This is a genomic window from Sulfurovum zhangzhouensis (assembly GCF_030347965.1).
Taxonomy (GTDB): domain Bacteria; phylum Campylobacterota; class Campylobacteria; order Campylobacterales; family Sulfurovaceae; genus Sulfurovum; species Sulfurovum zhangzhouensis.
On the sequence record NZ_JAQIBD010000001.1, the window covers coordinates 121,636 to 143,978 of the forward strand.

A 22,343-nucleotide genomic window follows, 5' to 3' on the forward strand; every position below is an offset into this window, starting at 1 on the left:
TGATTTTTATTTGTTTTTACGAAATTCCGTTACAGCAGCGATAATCGCAGCAACACGTGCTGATTCATCACTGTTAACTGAACTAGAAGGGGTTGCAGGAGCTGCAGGAGGCTCTTCGGCAGTAAAATATTTTGCAATCACTTTTGCCTGTAGATTCATAACCTGTACAAGTATTACAAGGAACAAATATACTACTCCCATTCCCAATACCATAAACTTAATAGCCTCAAAGACTATATTTACGTCAGTTTCCATAATTATCTCACTTTATAAGTAATGTTAGATTTTAAAATAAATTAGCTTTTTAGAAGGTAAAAATGCTAAATTTATCGGCGTTTTCGACTTCTATTTTTCTTACGTGTTTCTTTTTGTTCACTTTCATACTCATGTATCATATCATCTACAATTTTCTGATCAAATCCGATCTGTGTTCCAATGTTAGATTGTTCTCTTTCGATCAGCTGTGACAAAAGTTTTTCAAGTAAGATTTTTTGATCCATTTCCTGAAGATGATCCAAGAGACCTGATGCATTTGGATTTACATGTGTCATTCGTATCTGTTCAGCTAGGTACTCCATACCTGATTTATCGATTCCGCTTTCATCCTTAATCGTAGCCAACTGCATCTCTGCACCAACTTCTTTTTGGATACGTTGAAGCTCTTTGAACTCTTCAGTTGTAACAAGTGTTATCGCCTGTCCGCTTTTACCGGCACGACCTGTACGTCCGATACGGTGAACATAACTTTGCGGATCAAACGGTATGTGATAGTTAAAGACATGAGTCACACCCTTAACATCCAAACCTCTAGCGGCAACATCGGTTGCTACCATGATCTTCGTCTCTCCCCGTCTATAGGCTTTAATGATCATCTCTCTATCTTCCTGTTCAAGATCACCATGTAATCCGCCTGCATTAAAGCCAAGTGCCTGAAGATGTTCTACAAGTCTGTCTACTTCACGTTTCATACGGCAGAAGATAATACACTTGTTTGTATTTTCTGTTTCAAGAAGTTTAACGATTGCATCGTCTCTTTGATTCTCTTCTATCACATAATAACGCTGTTCAATCACGTTATTAGTAGTTTCTTCTTCGTTCACTACAGAAATAAACTCAGGCTGATAGAGGATATCTTCAGCCAAATCTTTGATAGGTTCCGGCATTGTTGCAGAGAAAAGCAACGTCTGTCTATTTTGAGGAATGTACTCAAAGATCTCTTTAATATCATCCAAAAAGCCCATATCCAGCATTTCATCAGCTTCATCAAGAACTACGATTTCCGGATTGAATGTTTCGATCTTACCTTTACGGTAAAGGTCTTTTAGTCTTCCAGGAGTAGCAACTACAACCTGAACACCTTTATGGATCAATGCAATCTGTCTACCGTATCCTACACCACCATAGACTGTTAATGTACGTATACCCGCAAAACGTCCAAGATGATAAAGTTCATCACTAACCTGTGTTGCCAATTCACGTGTCGGTGTGATGACCAAAGCACGTTCACACTCTCCTTTTGCAATCTTATCCATCATAGGCAATCCAAAAGCTGCTGTTTTACCTGTTCCTGTATGTGCCTGTCCTACTAAGTCAGAACCACTCTCGATGATCGGTATCGCAGACTGTTGAATCGGACTTGGTTCTCTAAAACCGGCGATCTTCACACCTTTAAAAAGGTCTTTGTGAAAATTGAATTCTTTAAATGTCATATTTTTACCTTATAGTCTGTCCAAAAACTTTGAACTTAATAAAGCCTCTCAAAAGAGACTCTATAAATTCAATCTAGATCATCGTAAGCAACATGAATCCCAGAATAATTCTGTACCAACCAAATGCTACAAATGTAAATCTTTGCAAAAAGGCCAAAAAAAGTTTGATCGTGAGATAAGCCACTACAAATGCTGTAATAAATCCTATGAAAAAAGCACCCCAATTGGCATCAGCGAATTCATGATAGTGTTTAAGTAGATCATATCCACTCACTGCAGCCATAACAGGTATTGCCAACAAAAAAGAAAACTCAGCAGAAGCTTTTCTATCCAGTCCTACCAAAAGTCCGCCAATGATCGTGGCTCCTGCCCTGCTTGTGCCGGGTACCAAAGAAAAAATTTGAGCAATACCTATCCAAAGTGCCTGGGAGTAGCTCACCTGCTCTACATCATAAGTATGTGAACTCTCTTCTTTATAAAACTTTTCAACGATCAAAAATACGATTCCCCCGATAATAAACATCCACGCTACGATCTCTACGGTAAAAAGTGTTTTGATAAGGTCTTTTAAGATAAAGCCTACGATAGCCAAAGGAAGGAAAGCGATAAAAAGTTTTTGCCAAAGGGAAATTTTTTTGAAAGAGATTTTATCTTTGTAGAGAAGAAGAACGGCCATAATAGCGGCAAACTGGATGATTACTTCAAATGCCTTAGTCACTTCATCTTGGGAGACTCCAAGAAACTTACTGGCCACGATCATGTGCCCAGTTGAAGAGATAGGTAAAAACTCTGTAAAGCCCTCGATAATCCCTATGATTACCGCCTGAATAACATCCAAACCGTTTCCTTATATCATCGAGCTGAAATAGCTCTCATCTTTGGTCAACAACTCTTTAGGTGTCCCACTGTCAACCACACTGCCATCTTCGAGTACATAAATATACTCTGCACTCTTTATCGTACTCAGTCTATGTGCGATCGTGATCACTGTCTTTTCTTGCAAAAACTCTTGTAATGCATCAAAAAGCTTCTCTTCTGTATGTACATCAAGTGCTGATGTAGACTCATCAAATATCACTACTCTCGGATCACTCAGTATCATTCGTGCGATGGCCACCCTCTGTCTTTGGCCACCTGAGAGTTTGATACCGTCTTTTCCAACCAATGTGTCCAGTCCCTTTTCAAGACCGGCCAACACTCCATCAAGTTGTGCTATATGCAGTGCCTTCTTGATCGCCTCGTCACTATAGCTCTTGCCAAGTGTCAAGTTAAAGCGCATTGTATCATTAAAGAGTTTAGGATGTTGCAAGATTAAGTGGATATTTTCACGGATTGTTGAAAGTTGTAATTTAGTGTGTGAAATATCACCATAAATGATCTCTCCTTCTTCAAAAGGATAGAAGCCTACAAGAATGTTTGCAAGTGTTGTCTTGCCCGAACCGCTTGCTCCAACTAATGCGATCTTGGAAGCTGCAGGAATACTCATATTTATATTTTTTAATATACTTTTGTTTTTATGGTAGCTAAAAGAAAGATTTTTAACCTCTATACCAATGGTTTTAGATCCTGTAAACGGGTTTTCTTTTTCTTCTACAACCCTCTCTTGCTCCAGTTCAAAGATACTGTTAATACGTTCACAAGCAGCATTAGCCGTTGAGAGCACATACTGAAAGTTGATGATATCCTGAGTAGGTGTCACCATAACCCAAAGATACGAGAAGATCGCAAGCATCAACCCCACGGAAAGGTCTGAGTATGCTACAGCCAGAATACTCACGGCTCTAAAGATCTCATAACCTCCTAAAAATACCAGATAGGAGTACTTGATCGCTACATCACTCTTGTACCCATAAGCAGTAGCATGATCTTTAAGCTCTTTGGCTTTAACTTCTGTCTTGTTAAAAAAGTAGTTCTCTTTATTGGCTGCACGTATCTGATGAAAAAGTTCCAAAGTCTCGCTCAATGCATCCTGAAATACGCCGACAGCTCTGTTCTCCTCTTTTTTCAGTTTACCGATGTTCCGTGAGAGTTTAGCAGTAAAGAAAACCACTATAGGGTTTGTAATGAGGATAAAAAGTGCCAGCTGCCAGTGTATCCAAACTAAAACAACTGCAGAGAAAATCAAAGTAAGTGAAGCGATAATAAGCTTAGAGATGGTTGTACTGACAAAACTATCTATCGTCTCTACATCAGTCACTAGTTTGGAGGTCACAGCCCCTACTCTCATCATCTCATACTCTTTGAGTGAAACACGTTTGAGGTGTTTAAGTAGTGATTGTCTCAGCTTGTAGGTCATATCTTTTGAGATAGTGACAAATATCTTGGTCTGCCATACCCCTAAAAGTACACTAAGCAGACGAAGTACCAGTATCAAGATCAAGGTAGCTAAAACATACCCTTTGATATCACTTTGCCATAGGTTAGCCTCTATCCAGGCGATATACCCATGAGGCTTACCCAATAGAAGTTCATCAACAAGAATGGGGATAAAAAGCGGGATTATAACGATAAGCAGTGTTGCCATCAGGGCAACAACATTGCCCAGAATAAGAGTCTGTTTATGCTGTAGAAGCTGTTTGATAATACCTTTGATACTACAGCTGTTCTTTTGCATTAGATAGCGTCTACTACTTTGAGGATCTCTCTAAGATCTTTTGTGTCTACACAATGTGTTGCTGCCTCTTTGAGTACAGGCTTGGCACAAAATGCCACACGGGTATCAGCATGAGCGAACATACTCAGGTCATTGGCTCCATCACCCACTACCAAAGTATTTTCACGTCCTATACCAAGTAGTCCCTGCATACGAACGATCATATCACCTTTAGCATTTGAGTACATCATCTCTCCACCGACTTCTCCTGTCAAGACTCCATTTTCAGCATGCAAGAAGTTAGAAAAATCTGCATTGATCCCCAGTCTTTCACATGCAGGCTTCGTCGCATTTCTAAAACCGCCTGAGAAACAAACTACAGTATATCCACGCTCTTTTAGTCCTGCTACTACTTCGGCTGCTCCTGGCATCATAGGAAGGTCATTACAAATTGCATTCACTTTTTCCTCTTCCAAACCTTCAAGCAGTGCTACCCTTGCTCTAAGGGATTTATAGAAATCCAATTCTCCTGCCATTGCACGTTCAGTGATCGAAGCTACCTGCACTTCCAATCCTAAAGGTGCAGCCAAAAAGTCGATGGTCTCACCATCCATCAAAGTCGAATCAAAGTCAAATACTGCCAGTTTAGACATCTAATAACCTTTTATTGTTTTGTTTGCAAAGCAAAGCATCGCTTCACACAACGTCTTTAGCAGACGGCTCGCGCGACTTTGCCGCTTTTAGAGTGTTCATTACACTCTATGTTAAATTTGGCTAGAATTATAACCAATTAACCAAAAATCCCTATAAAAGAGTCATTTATATGTTTGAAACTTTCTGTGAAAACCTTTGTAGCAGTCAACCATTTATCACTGTAGAAGTTAACCCTCCACATGGTGCTTCACTTGATCCCATTATCGAAGAGATCAAAAAAAGTAACCTTGCCGATAAAGTATCGGGTTTTTCATGTACGGATAACCCCCTTGCAAAACTAAAAATGTCAGGCGTTCTCTCTGCGATAAAACTTCAACAGACATTCGGTAAACCGGTGATCGCAACAATGAGTATGAGGGATAAGAACAAGCTCTCACTACAATCATCTTTGCTAGGGGCAAACGATTTTGATCTTAGATGTATACTAGCTCTTACCGGTGACCCGGCAAAACTTTCAGACCAACCTGAAGTAAAGGGTGTTGTGGAGCGTGACTCTACCCTGCTTTTAAGCATCATCTATCACCTGAACAAAGGTGTGGATTACTCTAACAAACCGCTCAACCCTGCACCAAAACCGATCTATCCTTTTGCAGTGAGCAACTCGTATGCCAAAGATATGAAAAGACTTCAAAAAAAGATCGTTAAAAAACTTGACTATGGGGCAAGAGCGATCATCACGCAGCCGGTCTACGACCTTGAAAATGCCAAAGAACTTCTGGAGCTTTTTGAAGAGGCAAAAGCAATGAGTATACGTGATACGGCAAAGGAAGCACAACTGATCCTTGGACAGTTCCCTCTGGTAGCTGCACGTACGGCAAACTTCATTGATGATAAAGTACCGGGGATCAGCGTACCAAAAGATATCATCGATGAGATGAACCTAGCTGCGATGGATGGACCTGAAAAAGAAAAAGAAGTAGGCTTTGCCCTCTCCAAACGAATTTTCGATGAGATGATGAAGCTACATGGCAAAGTGCATTTGATGACACACAACCGCTTTGATCTTTGTTCAGAGTTAATTGGATAATACTTAAGAATAAGTGACGAGGAACCATGATCAAAAAATATCTCTTTAGCTTCATTTTTCTAACCTGTGTGATCTTCGCGCAAGATACAGCAAAATGGATCACTCCTGAGATTAGTGGATATGGGAAAATTACCTATGATCCTAATCTGGCGTTGATACCAAAAACAGATAAAGATTATAAAGTGATATTTAAAATTACCAATGCCAATGAAAAGGAAGGAGTAAATTCACAGTTATGGCACATTGCTAGACTAGTAAATTTACTCAGTATTTCTGGTGTCAAAAAGAAAAACATCCACATAGTTGCCGTCATATCAGGAGATGCCACACCGGTGGTTTTAAATGATATCGCATATAAAAAAATTTATAAAAAATCTAATCCAAATATTCATCTAATTAATTCATTAAAAGATGCTGGCGTCGAACTTTACGTCTGTTCCCAAGCTGCATCAGAACGCCATTTCGATTTTCATCAGGATATCAATGAAAAAATTACTGTTAGTCTGTCTGCATTAACAACACTTATCTATTTTCAACAGCTTGAGTACATTCTTATTCAATAAAAAGAATGTACTATCTTTTAAATTCAGAGGGTTATCTTTAAGATTAGTTAAACTTCACCTGCTATACTTCTCAAAAATAATTTAGGAGTGTATATGTCTGAATTAATGAAGTTTAAACTCGTCAATAAGATCGAGGGTATCTCATTTATCATCCTTATCTTTATCGCTATGCCGCTCAAATACAGCTTTGGATACCCAATTGCCACTAAGATCGTAGGGATGGCGCATGGTCTGCTTGTATTTGCATTTATCTACCAGATCATCGAAGCGAAAAAAGAAGCCGGATTTACTATGAAAGAGACAGCACTCTACTCTATCCTTTCACTGATCCCGTTCGGGTCATTCTATACAGACAGACTGCTTGCTAAGAAAATAGAAGACTCCAAGGTTAAAGCGTAACCATCAAGGCAAGAACAGCGTAACGTGTAGCTTTGGCTACCGCTACGATCACTACAAACCACTTAAACTCATATCTCATTACACCCGCAATAAAGGTCAATGGATCTCCGATGATCGGTACCCAGGAAAGTAAAAGTGTCCAACCGCCATATTTACCAAATGACCTACTTGCTCTTTGCATTTTTTCTTTGCTCAGATAACCTTTTTTCTCAAGATAGGCTTCACCTTTGAGCCCCAGCCAGTAGTTGACTAAAGAACCCAGAGTATTTCCTACTGACGCTACTAACCATAACAACCATACAATGTAACCTTCAGAGATGTCATAAACAAGAAGTGCTTCACTACCCATAGGCAAAAGTGTAGCTGAGGCAAAAGCGATAAAAAAGAGTGTGAAGTAAACCATTAGAGTGTTTTAAATACTATTTTACCCTCTTCTAGCATACCGATCTGTCCTTGGCATGCAAGTGAAGGAAGAGAGATATACTTTCCTATCGTTTTAGATTGGTGAAAATGCCCTTCTATTACTAACTCTGCATCACTGTAATGTTCCAGTATCTGCTCTACCCGTTTCTCAAAACCGATAAAGTTAAAACATATCTCTTTTGTGGCAAGTTTATCCATACGATGGTTGATAATAAACTTTTGCAAAGGTTTGAGGATAGTGAGTGTAGTTTTATTGCGCAATACTTTACAGTAGAAGTCATAACCGAATCCCGTCACATATTTATCCCCATGGGAAAGAGCAACCCTTTGTCCGTTAAGTTCATAGTAGATAGGTTGTTCATCTCTACTATATACCTTCATATTAGGAAAAAGATATTTGAGACAGAAATCATGATTACCCTCCAGATAGATGAATTCTATCTCTTTTGAGAGTATCTGTAGTAATTCTATCGCTTCATAAGAAAATGTTTGAATGTAATCGTTATAGCCAAAAAGAAGATCGAAGTTGTCACCCATTAAAAAAACCTGAGGGGGTTGTATCTCTTTAGCTGCTATTTTTTGAAGAAGTTTGAAAAATGTATCCCCATGATGAGGATAGTGAGAATCGGCGATAAAGATGGCATTTTCTTTAATTTCTTTATTTCCCACACTTAAACCTTTTCAAACATCTCTCTCTACTTTTTTTAAAAAAAGTAGGCAAAAAAGCGTCATAGCTCTCGAATCGCTTCGCTTTCAAGGTCGTTCGCTATGACAATATTTTATTTAAATGAAAACATTGCTCTGCAATGCAAACCAAACGTACTACTTGCTATCTAACTTACGGCATATAAGCAATGGTAGGAATTCCCATCTCTTCAGGAAGACCACACATCAGGTTTGCCGCTGCTAGTGCTTGTGAACTTGCTCCACGTAAAAGGTTGTCGATCGCAGAGTTCACAAAAAGGGCATTACCGTTTTTCTGTGCATAGATATCACAAAAATGTGTCCCTGCTGTACTCTTTATATCTACAGGATTCTCTCTGACACGGATAAACGGATCGTTCTTGTAGTGCTTTGTTAACACTTCCAGAGGATCTATATCCTCTTTTAGAACGGCATAACATGATATCAATTCACCACGGGTAGCAGGGATAAGATGCGGTACAAAATTAACCTGCATCTTAGCACCGTGTACCTTCTCTATCTTCTCGGCGATCTCAGGTGCATGACGATGTTTCAGCGGATTATACGCAAAGATGTTGTCATTGATCGTTACAAAATGGGTCGTATCACTAAGCTTCTTTCCTGCGCCGCTGACACCGGACTTTGCATCTACAAAAAGTGGTACATTGGTATCCAGGTACGGAATGAACGGCAAGATACCAAGCAGTGTAGCCGTAGGGTAACACCCCGGTCCTGCAGCAAGGTTAGTTGACTTTAGCTCTTCACGGTAGTACTCGATCAATGCATACACAGAGCTATCTAAATGTTCCTTATCTTCATGCTCACAGTAGTTGGCTTCGTACGTATCCAGTTCAAGACGGTAGTCTGCTGAAAGATCAACGACTTTGACACCTTTTTTCAATACCTCTTTGGCAAATCCCATGGATGCTTTGTGAGGCAGTGCAAGAAACACAAGGTCACAATGCTCAGCTACACCTTCTGCTGAAGCCTTGTCTACATTAAGTGATATCACTCCTTCAAGTGACGGGTGAAGTGCCTCTATCATTGTGTCACCCGTTGTAGTTGCCAGGTAGCTTAGCTCGAATTTAGGATGACTGACTAACATTTTCACCAGTTCAAGTCCCGTATATCCGCTTGCTCCTACAACGCCTACTTTAATCATCTATTGTCCTTTAGCCTAGTTTAATCTCTTCGTAGAATATCTCTTCGATATCGTATGTTTTATCTCCGCTTGGAAGACTAACTTCAATCTCTTCGCCCTCTTCTTTTCCTATCATTGCACGTGCCATTGGTGACTGAATAGAAATGAGTTTTTTAGCTGGATTTGATTCATAGGCACCTACGATAGTGTATTTTATCTCTTCATCAGTATCATGATCAGTCAATACTACGGTTGATCCGAAGCTCACTCTTGCATGAGGAAGTTTTGATGGATCGACTACCTGTGCACGGCCTACTACATCTTGCAATTCAGTGATACGCGCTTCCATCAAACCTTGCCGCTCTTTAGCTGCATGGTATTCTGCATTCTCTTTTAGGTCTCCCAGCTCTCTAGCCTCATCGATCACCTTGGCGATCGCTCCTCTTTCGACAGTTTTGAGATGTTCAAGTTCTTGTGATAGTTTTTTAAATGTTACTTCCAGCATCGGCTCTTTTTGCACGATATTTCCTTCTTTTAAAATGTTATTTTTGAAATATATTATAAATTTTAAGTATTATACCAAAAAGATTTTTTAAAGAGGTGCCGATGAAACATATACTAGTTACCAACGATGACGGTTTTGAATCTAAAGGTCTTCATGCTCTGATAGAAGCACTCAAACCGATTGCACGGGTTACGGTCGTAGCACCTACGATGGAAAAGTCAGCATGCGGACACTCACTGACCCTCACCAGACCTCTGCGTTTTATAGAACTGGATGATGACTTTTTCAAGCTAGATGACGGTACACCTACAGACTGTGTTTTCCTCTCATTGAATAAACTCTTTGAGGAGGACTATAAACCTGATCTGGTTATTTCCGGGATAAATAAAGGCGCAAATATGGGTGAAGATATCACCTACTCAGGGACAGCATCGGCTGCAATGGAAGCAGTGCTGCAAGGTATCCCTGCAATCGCCATCTCGCAAGTATGTATCGATAAATGTCAAAATATCGACGACATGGGGTATGATCTGGCTCAGCAGAGTATAGCGTCATTGGTAAAGCGTATCTTTGAAGGAGAGTTTCCTCTGCCTGAGAGAAAGTTTCTTAATGTCAATATCCCTCCGATCAAAGCAGAAGAGTGTCTGGGCTTCAAAGTAACCCGAGCAGGGAAACGGGCATATGGGAATGATGCCCATGTACACTGGAATCCACGAGGTCATGAGTATTACTGGATCGGACTGCCTAGACTTGACTGGCACATTACAGAAGGTCATATCACAGATTTTGAAGCGGTCAGACAAAACTATGTCTCAGTTACCCCGGTACATCTTGATATGACAAGTCATGATGATATTGCAGTTTTGGAGGAATGGCTATGAGATACGAACGATGTCGTATGCTTTTTGGTGAAGAAAATTTTGAAAAAATTCAAAAAGCCAAGATCCTTATACTAGGTGTCGGAGGTGTCGGATCTTATGCACTAGATTGCCTTTTCCGTTCAGGAGTGCAAGATATCACGATACTGGATTATGATCGCTATGATCCAAGTAACCAGAATAGACAGATAGGTTCAGAAGCGATCGGGATGCTAAAAACAGAACGACTGGCAGAACTCTATCCGGGTATCAAAACTATCACGCAAAAGATGGATATGGCATGGGTTGAAGCATTTGACTTTGAACCTTACGATCTTGTGATTGACGCAGCTGATACGACTAAAGTGAAGATAGAAGTGGCAAAAAAGTGCTACAAGAAACTGATCATGTCAGTAGGTTCAGCTAAGCGTTTTGATACATCTAAAATAGAGGTGTCCACTATCTGGAAAACACACGGTGATGCTCTGGCGAGAAAGATACGTAACGAGCTTAAAAAAGCAAAGTTCAATAGAAACTTTACAGTAGTCTATTCTCCTGAAGAGGACAAATGCAAAGTTAAAGGTTCATGTGTCGCAGTGACTGGAGCCTTTGGTCTAACTGTCTGTTCTGAAGCAATTAAAAAGATCCTCCTATAGAAGCAATAACATGATTATAGACCATCTATCAAATCATCATCTTTATCCCCTCGGTAGTGCATGGAACAAGGCATTTGAATTTCTGGCTTCACTGACATCAGAAACGGAGGAAGGGAAATATGCCATAGAAGGGGAGGATATCTTTGCGATCGTGATGAGTTATACGACCACGATTCCAGAGAATTCGCTACTTGAATCACACCAGAACTATGTTGATATACAAACCGTATTGGATGGAGCAGAACGGTTTGAATGTGCCCATATCAATGATCTTAGCATTACAGTCCCCTATGACTCAACAAAAGATCTCATTTTATACGAACATACTACACCGAGACCATTCAGCGCAGATATCACTCCGGGTACCTTTATCATGCTTTATCCGCACGATGCACATATGGCGGCACTCATGATATACGATGCTCCGAAAGAGATTAAAAAAGTGGTTGTGAAAATAAAAACAGAACTTCTGAATTTGAAAGTATAGAAAGAATAATTCATCTCTTCCCTCAATATAGAGAAAAGAGACTTCTAATTAGACGGCAGTATTGCCGCAATATCCACATTTTTTTGCAGCAATCGGGATATCCATCGCACACTCACTACACACTTTTGTGGTTGGTGCTGCAGGTGCTTTTTCTTCTTCTTCGCGAAGCTTATTGTACCCTTTAACTAACATAAACATTACCGTACCGAGGATCAAAAACGAGATCGTATCGTTGATAAATATTCCAAATTTAATCGCAGGAGCACCCGCTTTGTCAAGAGCTTCCAGTGTTGCATACTCTTTTCCATCCAACGCGATAAAAAGCTGAGAGAAATCCACTCTTCCCATCAATAGACCTATTGGAGGCATGATCACGTTTGTTACAAGAGATTTAACAAGTGTTGCAAATGCCGCACCAAAGATAAAGCCCACTGCCATATCAACCATGTTTCCTTTGATCAAAAACTTTTTAAACTCTTCTAAAATACCTTTCACTACTGCTCCTCAGATTCTTTTGATTCCAGCTTAAAACGACAGTCACCCAATGTAATCGTTTTTCCTTTTTTTACCTCTGCTAGGATATATTGCCATGTTGCTTCCACATCGGTTTCTGGCATCTCTTTCTCGATGATATTCATTGCTTCGTGCTTAGAGGTCTTTGCCCATTTCTTTTCGTAAGTATATTGAGTAAGTATCTCCACTATATCCACCCTAGTTCAGCAAAGATCGGCTCCATTTCTATCCACCAGTTCTGAAATCGTACTGAGATATCAGTGATCGCTTCATCTTCTTCTCTCCACTCTTCCAATTTTTCCAAGATAAGCGGTTTATCCTCTTCAGATACTTTTTCTGATTTTTGTACGTGCTGTATCACTTCTTCAATTTTTTCTTTCATCGTACTTCACTCCTTAATGTTTTAAACTATTGTAGTTGATTCTGCATTAAATTGTCAATAAAGTTTTATCTGTAATACTGTATTGTTATGTCCAAAGGAGACAATTATTTATCATGTACCGAGAAACATTACTTAGTTTTATCAGAAAAGAATCATCAGCAGGTATTATCCTCATCTTTACAACTATAGCAGCCCTTCTACTTCAAAATGGACCATTGTCCGGCTACTATACAGGCTTCTTACATACCCATGTCGAGATACGTTTTGGAGATCTTCAAATAGCCAAACCTCTATTATTGTGGGTAAATGACGGCTTGATGGCCATTTTCTTCTTCATGATAGGCCTTGAAGTCAAAAGGGAAGTCATGGAAGGACATCTCTCTTCCATAAGACAGGTAACTCTACCGGCAATTGCAGCTGTCGGGGGAATGATTGCTCCTGCCCTGGTCTTTCTTCTATTCAACTCGGGCAATGAATTTGCCATGAACGGCTGGGCGATACCTACAGCTACCGATATTGCATTTGCCTTGGGAATCCTTTCTTTACTCGGACCGCGTATACCTGTCTCACTGAAGATATTTCTCATGGCTCTGGCGATCATCGATGACCTTGGGGCCATTATCATTATCGCACTATTTTATACTACTGATCTTTCAACAATATCGATCATCATAGCAAGTATCGCCTTGGCAACATTGTTTGCATTCAACCGCTTAAACGTTGCAAAGCAATCACTTTATATCGTTGTAGGTATCGTTTTATGGGTATCCGTACTGAAATCAGGGGTACATGCGACATTGGCCGGTGTTGCACTGGCATTTATGATTCCGCTTGAATCAAAAAATGAAAATGGACAAACCTTTTCAATGCTCAAAAAGATGGAACATGGTCTTCACTACTGGGTAGCATTTTTTATCCTTCCTCTTTTTGCTTTTGTCAATGCCGGAGTAGACCTTAGAGGTATTTCACCTGAGCAGATCGCAGGACCTGTGCCGTTAGGTATCATGCTTGGACTTTTCATAGGAAAACAACTGGGTGTCTTTGGCTTCTCCTGGATAGCGATCAAATTGGGACTTGCTTCCCGTCCAACCGGAGCAACATGGAAACAGCTTTATGGGGTAGCTATCCTTACCGGAATAGGATTTACAATGAGTCTATTTGTTGATACCTTGGCATATAACGATACTGATCTCTATCGCTATGCGGATAAACTGGCTATCTTGCTCGGCTCTTTCCTCTCAGGCGTAGTCGGCTATCTTTTGTTAAGATCAAAGTTCAGCAGGAGATAATCCTCTTCTTCCCTCTCTTATGGGGGATACCCAATAAATCAAAAGCACCATTACGCTATAATCGCGACAATATTATTTTATGATGGACAAAACAATGAGTGAAACTACCAAAAAAGGCTACGATCCTAAAGCCACTGAAGACAAATACTACAAGATCTGGGAAGAGCGCGGTTACTTTGAAATTGACGGTAACAAAGCGATCCAGGAGGAAGGTAAGAACTTTGCGATCATGATGCCTCCGCCAAATGTTACTGGAAGTCTGCACATCGGTCATGCATTGACATTTACGCTTCAGGATATCATCACTCGTTACAAGAGAATGGACGGGTTTAAGACACTCTGGCAACCGGGTACGGACCATGCCGGTATCGCTACACAAAATGTTGTAGAGAAGCAACTCCTTGCAGAAGGTACGACAAAAGAAGCACTCGGGAGAGAAGCATTCCTTGAGAGAGTATGGAAGTGGAAAGAGTACTCAGGCGGTACCATCGTTCACCAGATGAGAAAGCTTGGTGTATCTCCTGCTTGGAGCCGTGAAAGATTCACAATGGATGAAGGGCTTAAAGAAGCGGTTAAAGAGGCATTTGTCCACCTCTATAACGAAGGAATGATCGTACAGAACAACTATATGGTCAACTGGTGTACACATGATGGCGCGCTCTCAGATATCGAAGTTGAACACGACGAAGTAAACGGTAAGTTCTACCATATGAACTACCATTTTGCAGATGGCAGCGGTCATGTAACGGTAGCTACGACAAGACCTGAGACATACTTCGGGGATACAGCGATCATGGTTCACCCTGATGATGAACGTTACAAAGACATCATCGGTAAAGAAGTGATCATCCCTCTTACAGATAGAAAGATCAAGATCATTGCTGACGCACACGTTGATATGGAGTTTGGAACAGGTATCGTAAAGGTTACTCCGGCACACGACCAGAACGACTACGAAGTAGGAAAGCGTCACGACCTTGAATTCATCACTGTTTTTGATGAAAAAGGTATTTTGAACGACTACTGTGGCGAGTTTGCAGGTATGGAGAGACTTGAAGCTAGAAAGCCGATAGTTGAAAAACTTGAAAAAGAAGGTTATATCGTTAAGATAGAAGACCATGTGCATCAAGTCGGTCACTGCTACAGATGTAAGAACATCGTTGAACCGTATATCTCAAAACAGTGGTTTGTCAGAAGTGAAGTAGCAAAGAACTCTATAGAGAAGACTTATGCAGGTGAAGCACAGTTCCACCCTCAACACTGGCTTAACTCTTACAGAGCTTGGATGGATGAACTAAGAGACTGGTGTATCTCCAGACAACTTTGGTGGGGGCACAGAATCCCGGTATTCTACTGTGATGATTGTGATTACCAGTGGGCTGATAAACATGACAATCCTGAAGCGTGTCCTCACTGTGCAAGCAAAAATATCCATCAAGACCCGGATGTACTTGATACATGGTTCTCTTCTGCACTTTGGGCATTCTCTCCGCTTGGATGGGGTAATAATGGTCAGATGACAGTCACCTATACGGATACAGACCTTGCTGACTTCTATCCTAACTCATTGCTTATCACAGGATTTGACATTATGTTCTTCTGGGTTGCACGTATGATGATGATGGGTGAACACTTTATGGGTGAACTTCCTTTCAAAGACATCTATATGCATGCACTTGTAAGAGATGAGCACGGTGCGAAAATGAGTAAATCAAAAGGGAACGTGATCGACCCGCTTGACATGGTTGAAGAACACAGTGCGGATATCATCAGGTTTACACTGGCATTCCTTGCAGTTCAAGGTAGAGATATCAAGCTTGGTGCAAAAAACCTAGAGCAGTTTAGAAACTTCACGAACAAACTCTACAATGCAACAAACTTCTTGCAGATGAACGTGGATACCTTTGCTGATCTTAAAGATATCGAAGTGAAAACACCGCTTGGTAAATACATGCAGAGCCGTCTGGCAAAAGCAGTTGAAGAGGTACGAGAAACGCTTGAGACTTATAAGTTCAACGAAGCAGCAAGCAACCTGTATAGATTTGTATGGAATGAGTTCTGTGACTGGGGAATCGAATACTCTAAGGCTGATAAGAATTCTATCGCTGAACTCGGTGCGATCTTCAAAGAGACACTGAAAATGGTTTCTCCGTTTATGCCGTTCATCTCTGAGCACCTCTACCACAAGCTTTCAGGTACTGAACTTGAAACAGGTGAGTCTGTGATGGTAATGAACTTCCCTAAAGCAGTCACTGTAGATGAAGATGCTGAAGCAATGTTCGCGATCATTGAAGAGGCGATCACTGCGATAAGAAGAGCGAAAGTTATCATCGATATGGGTAACTCCAAGATCGCTAAAGCCTATGTAAAACTAGGCAAAGAGATCGATACAGCAGCAGCTAAACCATTTATCGAAAAACTTGCAAAAGTTGAAGAGATCGAGTTTGTAGATGCAAAAGTAGAAAACTCTGTGACAGATGTGTCAGACAATCTTGAAGTCTACATCCCGACCGATGAAATCGACCTAAGTGCGATCATCGGTAAACTGAGCAAACAAAAAGAGAAGCTTGAAAAAGAGATCAACAAACTTAGCGGTATGCTAAACAACGAAAAGTTTGTTGCCAATGCACCTGAAAATGTCATCGCAGAGAACAGACAAGCACTGGAAGATGCGCAGTCAAAAATGGAAAAAGTTGCAGCAGAGCTTGCAGGATTTGGTCAATAATCCAAAACCCTTCGCACTTCCATCCTTCTATGAGATAGAAGGATGATGCTTTTCTGCCTACTTATGTACATAAATCGAAAATAAACCGCAAATAAATTTTAATTTCAACTTTTCAAAGTATAGTAAAAGCAATCAATTAAAAAGTCTACACAGGAATGAACAATGACCCAAAAAGCTCAAGAAGCCTATAACCATCTTGTCAATAAAGAATATGACAAAGCCTTTGTACTCTATAGTGAGTTGGCAGCACAAAATGATCCTGTTGCACATTATTATCTCGGTTATCTCTATTTTAGAGGGTTTGGCGTAACGCAAGATAGCCAAAAGGCCTTTGCTCACTACCTTGAAGCAGCGACAAGAGAAGTTCCTCTGGCTCAATTTGATGTAGCACTGATGCTTGAAAACGGCGAGGGGTGTGATCAGAACTTCTCAGAAGCAGCCTTCTGGTACGAAGAAGCAGCAAAACGTGGAAATGTAGAAGCCTTTAACAACCTTGCCGCGATGTTTAAAGAAGGTCGCGGTGTACATCAAGACTACCAAAAAGCATTCATCCTCTTTAAAAAAGCAGCCATAGCAGGCAACGCTTCTGCACAGTTCAACCTTGGTGCTCTTTATGACCTGGGCCTTGGATGTGAAGAGGACAAAGAAAAAGCGATCGAGTGGTGTCGTAAAGCAGCTTATCAGGGACACCAGAAAGCAAAAGATATCATCATGAGAATGCAAAACGAAGGAAAGATCGTTTTCTAATATTTACTCTTATGTAAGGAGAAGAAATTCCCTTTCTTCTCTTGTATGATTTAAAACGATATCCCCTTATATAATACATTATAAGGTTTTCAATAAGATATCAAATGAAGTCAGTTAAAAGGTGCAGTAACCCAGGTTTCATAGATACTTTTTCGCTAGGTCAACAATGTAGTTATATATTTAAAATAAAGGGAGTCTTAGACTCCCTTTATTTTACTTTAATCTGTTTAGTCTCTTTATTTACTTTTTTAAGCTTAGGGATGACGACTTCAAGTACACCGTCTTTTGAATTGGCTTCAATATTTTCTACATCTGTATTGTCCGGTAGAGTGAAACTTCTCTGAAACTTGCCATAAGAACTTTCCATTTTGTAATAGTCTTTCTCTTTGACCTCTTTTTTAGTCTTTCTTTCACCTGAGATAGTCAAAACATTATCTTTTATGTCTACGTTAATATCATCTTTCTTCACTCCGGGAAGGTCTACTTCTACATGATAAGCATATTCACCTTCTCTTGTATTTACAGAAGGTGTGAAACCAGAAACATTTGCGATATCACCATGTTCCGGAAACTTAAAAGCACTTTCCATTCTTTTTTCAAGATCTCTAAACTCTTTCATAGGGTCAAATTTTGTCAATAACATTTTCACTCCTTTAAAGTAGAATTTATACTATTATATTACTTTTAGTAAACTATTGTCAATTATATTGAATGCTTCAAAATACAAGTCCTATATGAACTAAAATAGTTATAATCAATCTATTATTATAAATAATATGGTGAATCTGATATAATCTATCAAGAATACGGTAAATGGAGTATCTAGCATGCAAATTGTGATCATAGGCGGCGGGATCTCAGCAGCATACATAGCCAATCGTATCAAAGAAATTGCTATGGATTCAGAAGTACACATCATCTCGGATGAGTCGGTTGCTCCCTATGATAGGATACATTTATGCCGACTTGTAGATGATGAAGAGAGCCCAAAAAGTATCGCTTTAGATCTCCACCCTTCTGTGAAAGTCACTTTGAACCAAAAAATTATCAATATTGATACAGACGAAAAAAAAGTACTTACCGCCGATCACTCCTATAGCTATGATAAACTCATTATCGCAACAGGGTCTATCCCCAGAACACTTTTTGATATAGAAGGTCTTGATAATGCCAGCGTATTTAGAAGTGCTCATGATTCTCAAAAGATCAGAGGAGGCATCAAAGGTCATGAAGTGGTCATCGTCGGTTCAGGCCCACTGGCACTGGAACTGCTTGAAACACTAAATATGATGGAAGATACAGAACACATCACCCTACTCGTACGCTCAAACAAACTTTATGCTCATTCACTCTCGTCAGAGGCTCAAAACGAGATCGAATCAGCCTATCTAAAAAGCGGAAAAGTGCGTATCTCCTATGAAAATGAGATCATCGATACAACCATTATAGATGGGCATATCACACAGTTAAAGACAAAAAAATTTGATATTGATGAGCCATATCTTATCTTTGGTGTAGGTATACAACCCAATATCGACTTTGCCAAAGAGTCATTAGCATATAACCGCGGTATCTTGACCAATGAATTTATGCAGACAAGCAATGAGGATATCTATGCGGTGGGAGAAGCTGCAGAAGTAGAGTCGTTAGGATTTATTGCAGGACATGTAAAAGAGTGTACGATGCAAGCTGATGTAGCTCTGTCACATCTGTTTGGAAGCGAGGAAAAGAGATTCCATCCTGAAGTATCTGTAGATATGTTAAAAGTGGGCGAATTTGATCTTATAGATGTCAGCAGTCCGGAACGTTTCAAAGAGAAAGATTTTGAAAAAATACTGATGACCTCCCCAAATGACCACAGAGTGGATGAATACTATATAAAGGATGACAAACTTATACGATTTATCGGTATCAACTCCAATGTGGATGTGGGTTACCTTGAAGATCTTGTAAGGGATAAAAATCCTATAGATGCATCCTATCTGTATGAGAACAGAGTCCTTTCAGAAAGAGGAAGGCTGATATGCAGTTGTGAACATGTCTATACCAAAGACCTTGAGGACATCGTACAAATGAGCGGTGTTTCCAACTTTCAGGAGCTGGGTGAATTTACTCAGGCAGGCCGTGTGTGCGGACGTTGTAAGAAAATGGTAGAAGATGTCGTCGCTGCATCACAGCATCTGATAGACCCGAACATGCCGAAAAGAAGTGCGGCAGAGATCAAACAAGAAAAAGAGTTGGCTCTGGCTCGAAAACGTATAGAAAAGTTCAACAAACTTCATCCGCATAACCAACTTAGCACTGACAATCTCTCTTCTGCTATGGATGCCTATGAGATCACAGATAAAGAGATGAACCAATGGGTTTCAATGGCGACTGCGAACATGCAGCTTCACCCAGAGTTTGAAGCGCTAGTCAATGAAGGAGTGAGAACACTAAACAAAGTACCTGTTATCTGGCTTGAGCTGGCAGACTGTTCAGGTAACTCTGAAGCCTTTATCAAAACCTCACATCCGGGAATCGCTGATCTGATATTTGATTATATCTCACTGGATTACCATGAACTGCTTATGAGCAGTGCGGGTGATCAAAGCGAAACAGTCTTAGAGCATATTATCACCCATCAAAAAGGAGAGTTTGTACTCATTGTAGAAGGGGCTATCCCTTTAGCGATGGACGGCAAATTTTTGCGTATAGGCCCACAAGGTCAAACAGGTATTGAACTACTCAAAAAATGTGCTAATGATGCTGCATTGATTATCTCGGTAGGTGCTTGTGCATTTGATGGTGGTGTGGTTGCCGCTGCCCCCAATCCCACAGGGGCTGTCGGTGTGAGCGAAGCACTTGGACGTCAAGATGTCATCAACCTTCCAGGGTGCCCTGTCAACCCGATGAACATTGTCGGTACCCTGCTGTATTACCTGATGTTTGAAGAGCTTCCAAAACTTGATAGCTTTAACCGTCCGTTATGGGCCTATGAGGGAAGGATCCATGACAACTGTGAACGTCGTGGACACTATGAACTGGGTGAATTCGTCAAAGAGTGGGGAGATGAAGGGGCAAAAAAAGGATGGTGTCTTTTTGAAATGGGATGCAAAGGCCCCTATGCCAATGCGAACTGTCCTACAATGAAGTTCAACCTGGGTACCAGCTGGCCAGTACAAGGCGGCCATGGCTGTATGGGGTGTGTAGAGACGAAGTTCTTTGACAGACTGGCAACTGAAAGAAAGGTCGAGGAGTAAAAGTGAAGAAAATAGTGATTGATCCAATCACCCGTATCGAGGGGCATCTACGTGCAGAAGTAGAGATAGATGAAAATAATGTAGTCAAAGAAGCCTATGTAAGCGGACAACTATTTAGAGGAATTGAGATCATTTTAAAGAACAGAGACCCAAGAGATGCAGGGTTACTGGCAGGAAGGATCTGCGGTGTCTGTACCAATGTACACTTCCGTGCAGCGATCTCGGCGGTGGAAGATGCCTACGGAATCACGATCCCGACTAACAGTGAGATCATTAGAGACCTGATGGCACTGGCACTCTTTTTGCAAGATCATGTCGTACATTTTTACCATCTGCACCTTTTAGATTTTGTTGATGTCACTAAGGCCCTTGAGGCAGATCCAAAGCTTACCTCAGAAATTGCCCTCAACTATTCCGCGCAACCTTACCGTAACTCAGACGCTCACTACATAGAGGTCAAAGAAAAACTCAGGAAATTTGTGGATGCAGGAAGACTCGGACTGTTCAGTAACGGTTACTGGGGTCACAAGGCCTATAATCTTACTCCTGAAGAGAACCTTCTTTTGTTATCGCACTATCTGGAAGCATTGAAGTTTCAAACCAATATCTCCAAAGCTGTTGCTATATTCGGAGCAAAAACCCCTCACCCGCAAACTATAGTCGTAGGCGGTATTACCAGTGTTGCTGATATGATCAACCCACATAGGCTCAATGATTTTGTTGACATTCTCAAAGAGTCAAAAGATTTTATAGACAGAGCCTATCTCCCTGATGTCAAACTGATCACAAAGGCCTATAAAGATGATATCAAAGCCGGTCATGGACGTACAGAAGGCAACTTTTTATGTGTAGGAGGCTTCCCGTTAGACAAAGAGCATTTACTCTTTGAAGAGGGTATCATCTTCGGATATGAGCTGGATAAAGTTCAGCCTTTTGATGAATCCAAAATCAGTGAAAATGTAGACCGTGCATGGTATGAAGGGGATGAACCCCATTATACGGACCTCAATGAAGATGGTACACTTAAAACACAGAACAAGGATGACAAATACAGCTGGGTAAAAGCACCGCGTTATGAGAACAAACCCATGGAATGCGGTCCAATTGCCAGAGTACTCGTAAGTTATCAAAAAGGCAACCGTTTCATCAAACCTTTTGTAGATGAGTTTCTTGAAGTATGTGATTTGGAACTGATAGACCTTGCTACCACTGTCGGCAGAAATGCTGCCAGAGCAATAGAGAGTGCCTATATCAGCGAATATATCTTCAAACTTGTGAACAATCTTGTTGAACATATCAAATATTATGATACAGAGACCTGGAGCAAATATGAATTCGAGCAGTTACCGCATGAGGCAAAAGGAAGAGCTTTCTTTGAAGTGCCAAGAGGTGTTCTCAGCCATTTCGTCAATATAAAGGATCAAAAGATCGCCAATTATCAAGTCATTGCCCCTACTACATGGAATGCTTCTCCAAAAGACAGTAATGACCAAAGAGGACCTTATGAAGAAGCACTGATAGGTATCAAAATAGAAGATCCTTCCAGACCGCTTGAAGTCTTACGTGTGCTCCATGCTTTTGATCCGTGTCTTGCATGTGCAGTACATATCATCGACACAAAAGGCAAAGAGCTCGGTAAATATAAAATCACTACAGGGTGTACGCTGTAAAAAGTTTGGGATAAGGG

Annotated in this window: 24 protein-coding genes; 11 read left to right on the top strand and 13 right to left on the bottom strand. The window is 40.6% G+C overall.

Annotated elements, in window-relative coordinates:
* Nucleotides 1-6 precede the first annotated feature (6 nt).
* From PGH07_RS00635 to serB, 5 genes are all read right to left on the bottom strand, one after another.
* Nucleotides 7-255, bottom strand: a complete 249-nt coding sequence (locus tag PGH07_RS00635) for an OadG family protein (RefSeq protein ID WP_289411956.1) — start codon at nt 253-255, stop codon at nt 7-9.
* Between the two features lie 71 nt (nt 256-326).
* Nucleotides 327-1,709 carry a DEAD/DEAH box helicase gene (locus PGH07_RS00640; RefSeq protein WP_289411957.1) on the bottom strand — a complete coding sequence of 461 codons (1,383 nt, stop codon included), beginning with the start codon at nt 1,707-1,709 and terminating at the stop codon, nt 327-329.
* A gap of 73 nt (nt 1,710-1,782) precedes the next feature.
* Nucleotides 1,783-2,547: an undecaprenyl-diphosphate phosphatase gene (locus PGH07_RS00645; RefSeq protein WP_289411958.1), complete on the bottom strand. Its 765-nt coding sequence runs from the start codon at nt 2,545-2,547 to the stop codon at nt 1,783-1,785.
* A gap of 9 nt (nt 2,548-2,556) precedes the next feature.
* Nucleotides 2,557-4,323 carry an ABC transporter ATP-binding protein gene (locus PGH07_RS00650; RefSeq protein ID WP_289411959.1) on the bottom strand — a complete coding sequence of 589 codons (1,767 nt, stop codon included), beginning with the start codon at nt 4,321-4,323 and terminating at the stop codon, nt 2,557-2,559.
* Nucleotides 4,323-4,955 carry a phosphoserine phosphatase SerB gene (gene serB / locus PGH07_RS00655; RefSeq protein WP_289411960.1) on the bottom strand — a complete coding sequence of 211 codons (633 nt, stop codon included), beginning with the start codon at nt 4,953-4,955 and terminating at the stop codon, nt 4,323-4,325. The genes PGH07_RS00650 and serB overlap by 1 nt, the downstream gene beginning before the upstream one ends.
* Nucleotides 4,956-5,125: 170 nt before the next feature.
* On the opposite strand from serB, the gene PGH07_RS00660 reads away from it, so the two are divergent.
* The 3 genes from PGH07_RS00660 to PGH07_RS00670 all read left to right on the top strand — a co-directional run bounded on the left by PGH07_RS00660 (nt 5,126) and on the right by PGH07_RS00670 (nt 7,005).
* Nucleotides 5,126-6,043, top strand: a complete 918-nt coding sequence (locus tag PGH07_RS00660; RefSeq protein ID WP_289411961.1) for a methylenetetrahydrofolate reductase — start codon at nt 5,126-5,128, stop codon at nt 6,041-6,043.
* A 26-nt stretch (nt 6,044-6,069) separates the two neighbouring features.
* Nucleotides 6,070-6,606: a DsrE family protein gene (locus tag PGH07_RS00665; RefSeq protein ID WP_289411962.1), complete on the top strand. Its 537-nt coding sequence runs from the start codon at nt 6,070-6,072 to the stop codon at nt 6,604-6,606.
* Nucleotides 6,607-6,699: 93 nt separating this feature from the next.
* Nucleotides 6,700-7,005, top strand: a complete 306-nt coding sequence (locus tag PGH07_RS00670; protein ID WP_289411963.1) for a DUF3817 domain-containing protein — start codon at nt 6,700-6,702, stop codon at nt 7,003-7,005.
* Here the strand turns inward: PGH07_RS00670 and PGH07_RS00675 are convergent.
* From PGH07_RS00675 to greA, 4 genes are all read right to left on the bottom strand, one after another.
* The gene (locus tag PGH07_RS00675; RefSeq protein ID WP_289411964.1) at nt 6,995-7,408 is read right to left on the bottom strand and encodes a YqaA family protein; all 414 of its coding nucleotides are present in this window, start codon (nt 7,406-7,408) and stop codon (nt 6,995-6,997) included. The genes PGH07_RS00670 and PGH07_RS00675 overlap by 11 nt on opposite strands.
* A complete protein-coding gene (locus PGH07_RS00680; protein WP_289411965.1) occupies nt 7,408-8,097 on the bottom strand; it encodes a UDP-2,3-diacylglucosamine diphosphatase in 690 nt (229 codons plus the stop codon). Before PGH07_RS00680 ends, PGH07_RS00675 begins: the two co-directional genes overlap by 1 nt.
* Before the next feature lie 169 nt (nt 8,098-8,266).
* On the bottom strand, nt 8,267-9,274 hold the full coding sequence (gene argC / locus PGH07_RS00685; RefSeq protein WP_289411966.1) for an N-acetyl-gamma-glutamyl-phosphate reductase: 1,008 nt from the start codon (nt 9,272-9,274) through the stop codon (nt 8,267-8,269).
* Between the two features lie 10 nt (nt 9,275-9,284).
* A complete protein-coding gene (greA, locus tag PGH07_RS00690; RefSeq protein ID WP_289411967.1) occupies nt 9,285-9,773 on the bottom strand; it encodes a transcription elongation factor GreA in 489 nt (162 codons plus the stop codon).
* Nucleotides 9,774-9,859: 86 nt separating this feature from the next.
* Here greA and surE point away from each other — a divergent pair, with 86 nt between their 5' ends.
* Genes surE through PGH07_RS00705 form a run of 3 tightly spaced genes read left to right on the top strand, consistent with a single transcriptional unit; the run spans nt 9,860 to nt 11,758 of the window.
* Complete coding sequence (gene surE / locus PGH07_RS00695; RefSeq protein ID WP_289411968.1) at nt 9,860-10,639, top strand: 5'/3'-nucleotidase SurE; 780 nt, start codon at nt 9,860-9,862, stop codon at nt 10,637-10,639.
* Nucleotides 10,636-11,271: a tRNA threonylcarbamoyladenosine dehydratase gene (locus PGH07_RS00700; RefSeq protein ID WP_289411969.1), complete on the top strand. Its 636-nt coding sequence runs from the start codon at nt 10,636-10,638 to the stop codon at nt 11,269-11,271. Before surE ends, PGH07_RS00700 begins: the two co-directional genes overlap by 4 nt.
* Before the next feature lie 10 nt (nt 11,272-11,281).
* On the top strand, nt 11,282-11,758 hold the full coding sequence (locus PGH07_RS00705; protein ID WP_289411970.1) for a NanQ anomerase/TabA/YiaL family protein: 477 nt from the start codon (nt 11,282-11,284) through the stop codon (nt 11,756-11,758).
* 48 nt (nt 11,759-11,806) lie between these two features.
* Here the strand turns inward: PGH07_RS00705 and mscL are convergent, their stop codons facing one another.
* Genes mscL through PGH07_RS00720 form a run of 3 tightly spaced genes read right to left on the bottom strand, consistent with a single transcriptional unit; the run spans nt 11,807 to nt 12,653 of the window.
* The gene (gene mscL / locus PGH07_RS00710) at nt 11,807-12,244 is read right to left on the bottom strand and encodes a large conductance mechanosensitive channel protein MscL (protein WP_289413061.1); all 438 of its coding nucleotides are present in this window, start codon (nt 12,242-12,244) and stop codon (nt 11,807-11,809) included.
* A gap of 8 nt (nt 12,245-12,252) precedes the next feature.
* The gene (locus tag PGH07_RS00715) at nt 12,253-12,459 is read right to left on the bottom strand and encodes a hypothetical protein (RefSeq protein ID WP_289411971.1); all 207 of its coding nucleotides are present in this window, start codon (nt 12,457-12,459) and stop codon (nt 12,253-12,255) included.
* Complete coding sequence (locus PGH07_RS00720; RefSeq protein WP_289411972.1) at nt 12,459-12,653, bottom strand: hypothetical protein; 195 nt, start codon at nt 12,651-12,653, stop codon at nt 12,459-12,461. The genes PGH07_RS00715 and PGH07_RS00720 overlap by 1 nt, the downstream gene beginning before the upstream one ends.
* 113 nt (nt 12,654-12,766) lie before the next feature.
* Between PGH07_RS00720 and nhaA the strand changes: the two genes are divergently transcribed.
* From nhaA to PGH07_RS00735, 3 genes are all read left to right on the top strand, one after another.
* On the top strand, nt 12,767-13,942 hold the full coding sequence (gene nhaA, locus PGH07_RS00725) for a Na+/H+ antiporter NhaA (RefSeq protein ID WP_289411973.1): 1,176 nt from the start codon (nt 12,767-12,769) through the stop codon (nt 13,940-13,942).
* Nucleotides 13,943-14,036: 94 nt separating this feature from the next.
* A complete protein-coding gene (locus PGH07_RS00730) occupies nt 14,037-16,667 on the top strand; it encodes a valine--tRNA ligase (RefSeq protein WP_289411974.1) in 2,631 nt (876 codons plus the stop codon).
* 162 nt (nt 16,668-16,829) lie between these two features.
* The gene (locus PGH07_RS00735; RefSeq protein WP_289411975.1) at nt 16,830-17,414 is read left to right on the top strand and encodes a tetratricopeptide repeat protein; all 585 of its coding nucleotides are present in this window, start codon (nt 16,830-16,832) and stop codon (nt 17,412-17,414) included.
* A 208-nt stretch (nt 17,415-17,622) separates the two neighbouring features.
* Here the strand turns inward: PGH07_RS00735 and PGH07_RS00740 are convergent, their stop codons facing one another.
* Nucleotides 17,623-18,057, bottom strand: coding sequence for an Hsp20/alpha crystallin family protein (locus PGH07_RS00740; protein WP_289411976.1), 435 nt, complete (start codon nt 18,055-18,057; stop codon nt 17,623-17,625).
* A 184-nt stretch (nt 18,058-18,241) separates the two neighbouring features.
* On the opposite strand from PGH07_RS00740, the gene PGH07_RS00745 reads away from it, so the two are divergent.
* On the top strand, nt 18,242-20,656 hold the full coding sequence (locus tag PGH07_RS00745) for a hydrogenase small subunit (protein WP_289411977.1): 2,415 nt from the start codon (nt 18,242-18,244) through the stop codon (nt 20,654-20,656).
* Nucleotides 20,657-20,658: 2 nt separating this feature from the next.
* Entirely contained in the window at nt 20,659-22,326 is a 1,668-nt protein-coding gene (locus PGH07_RS00750; RefSeq protein ID WP_289411978.1) for a nickel-dependent hydrogenase large subunit, read from the top strand.
* Nucleotides 22,327-22,343: the final 17 nt, after the last annotated feature.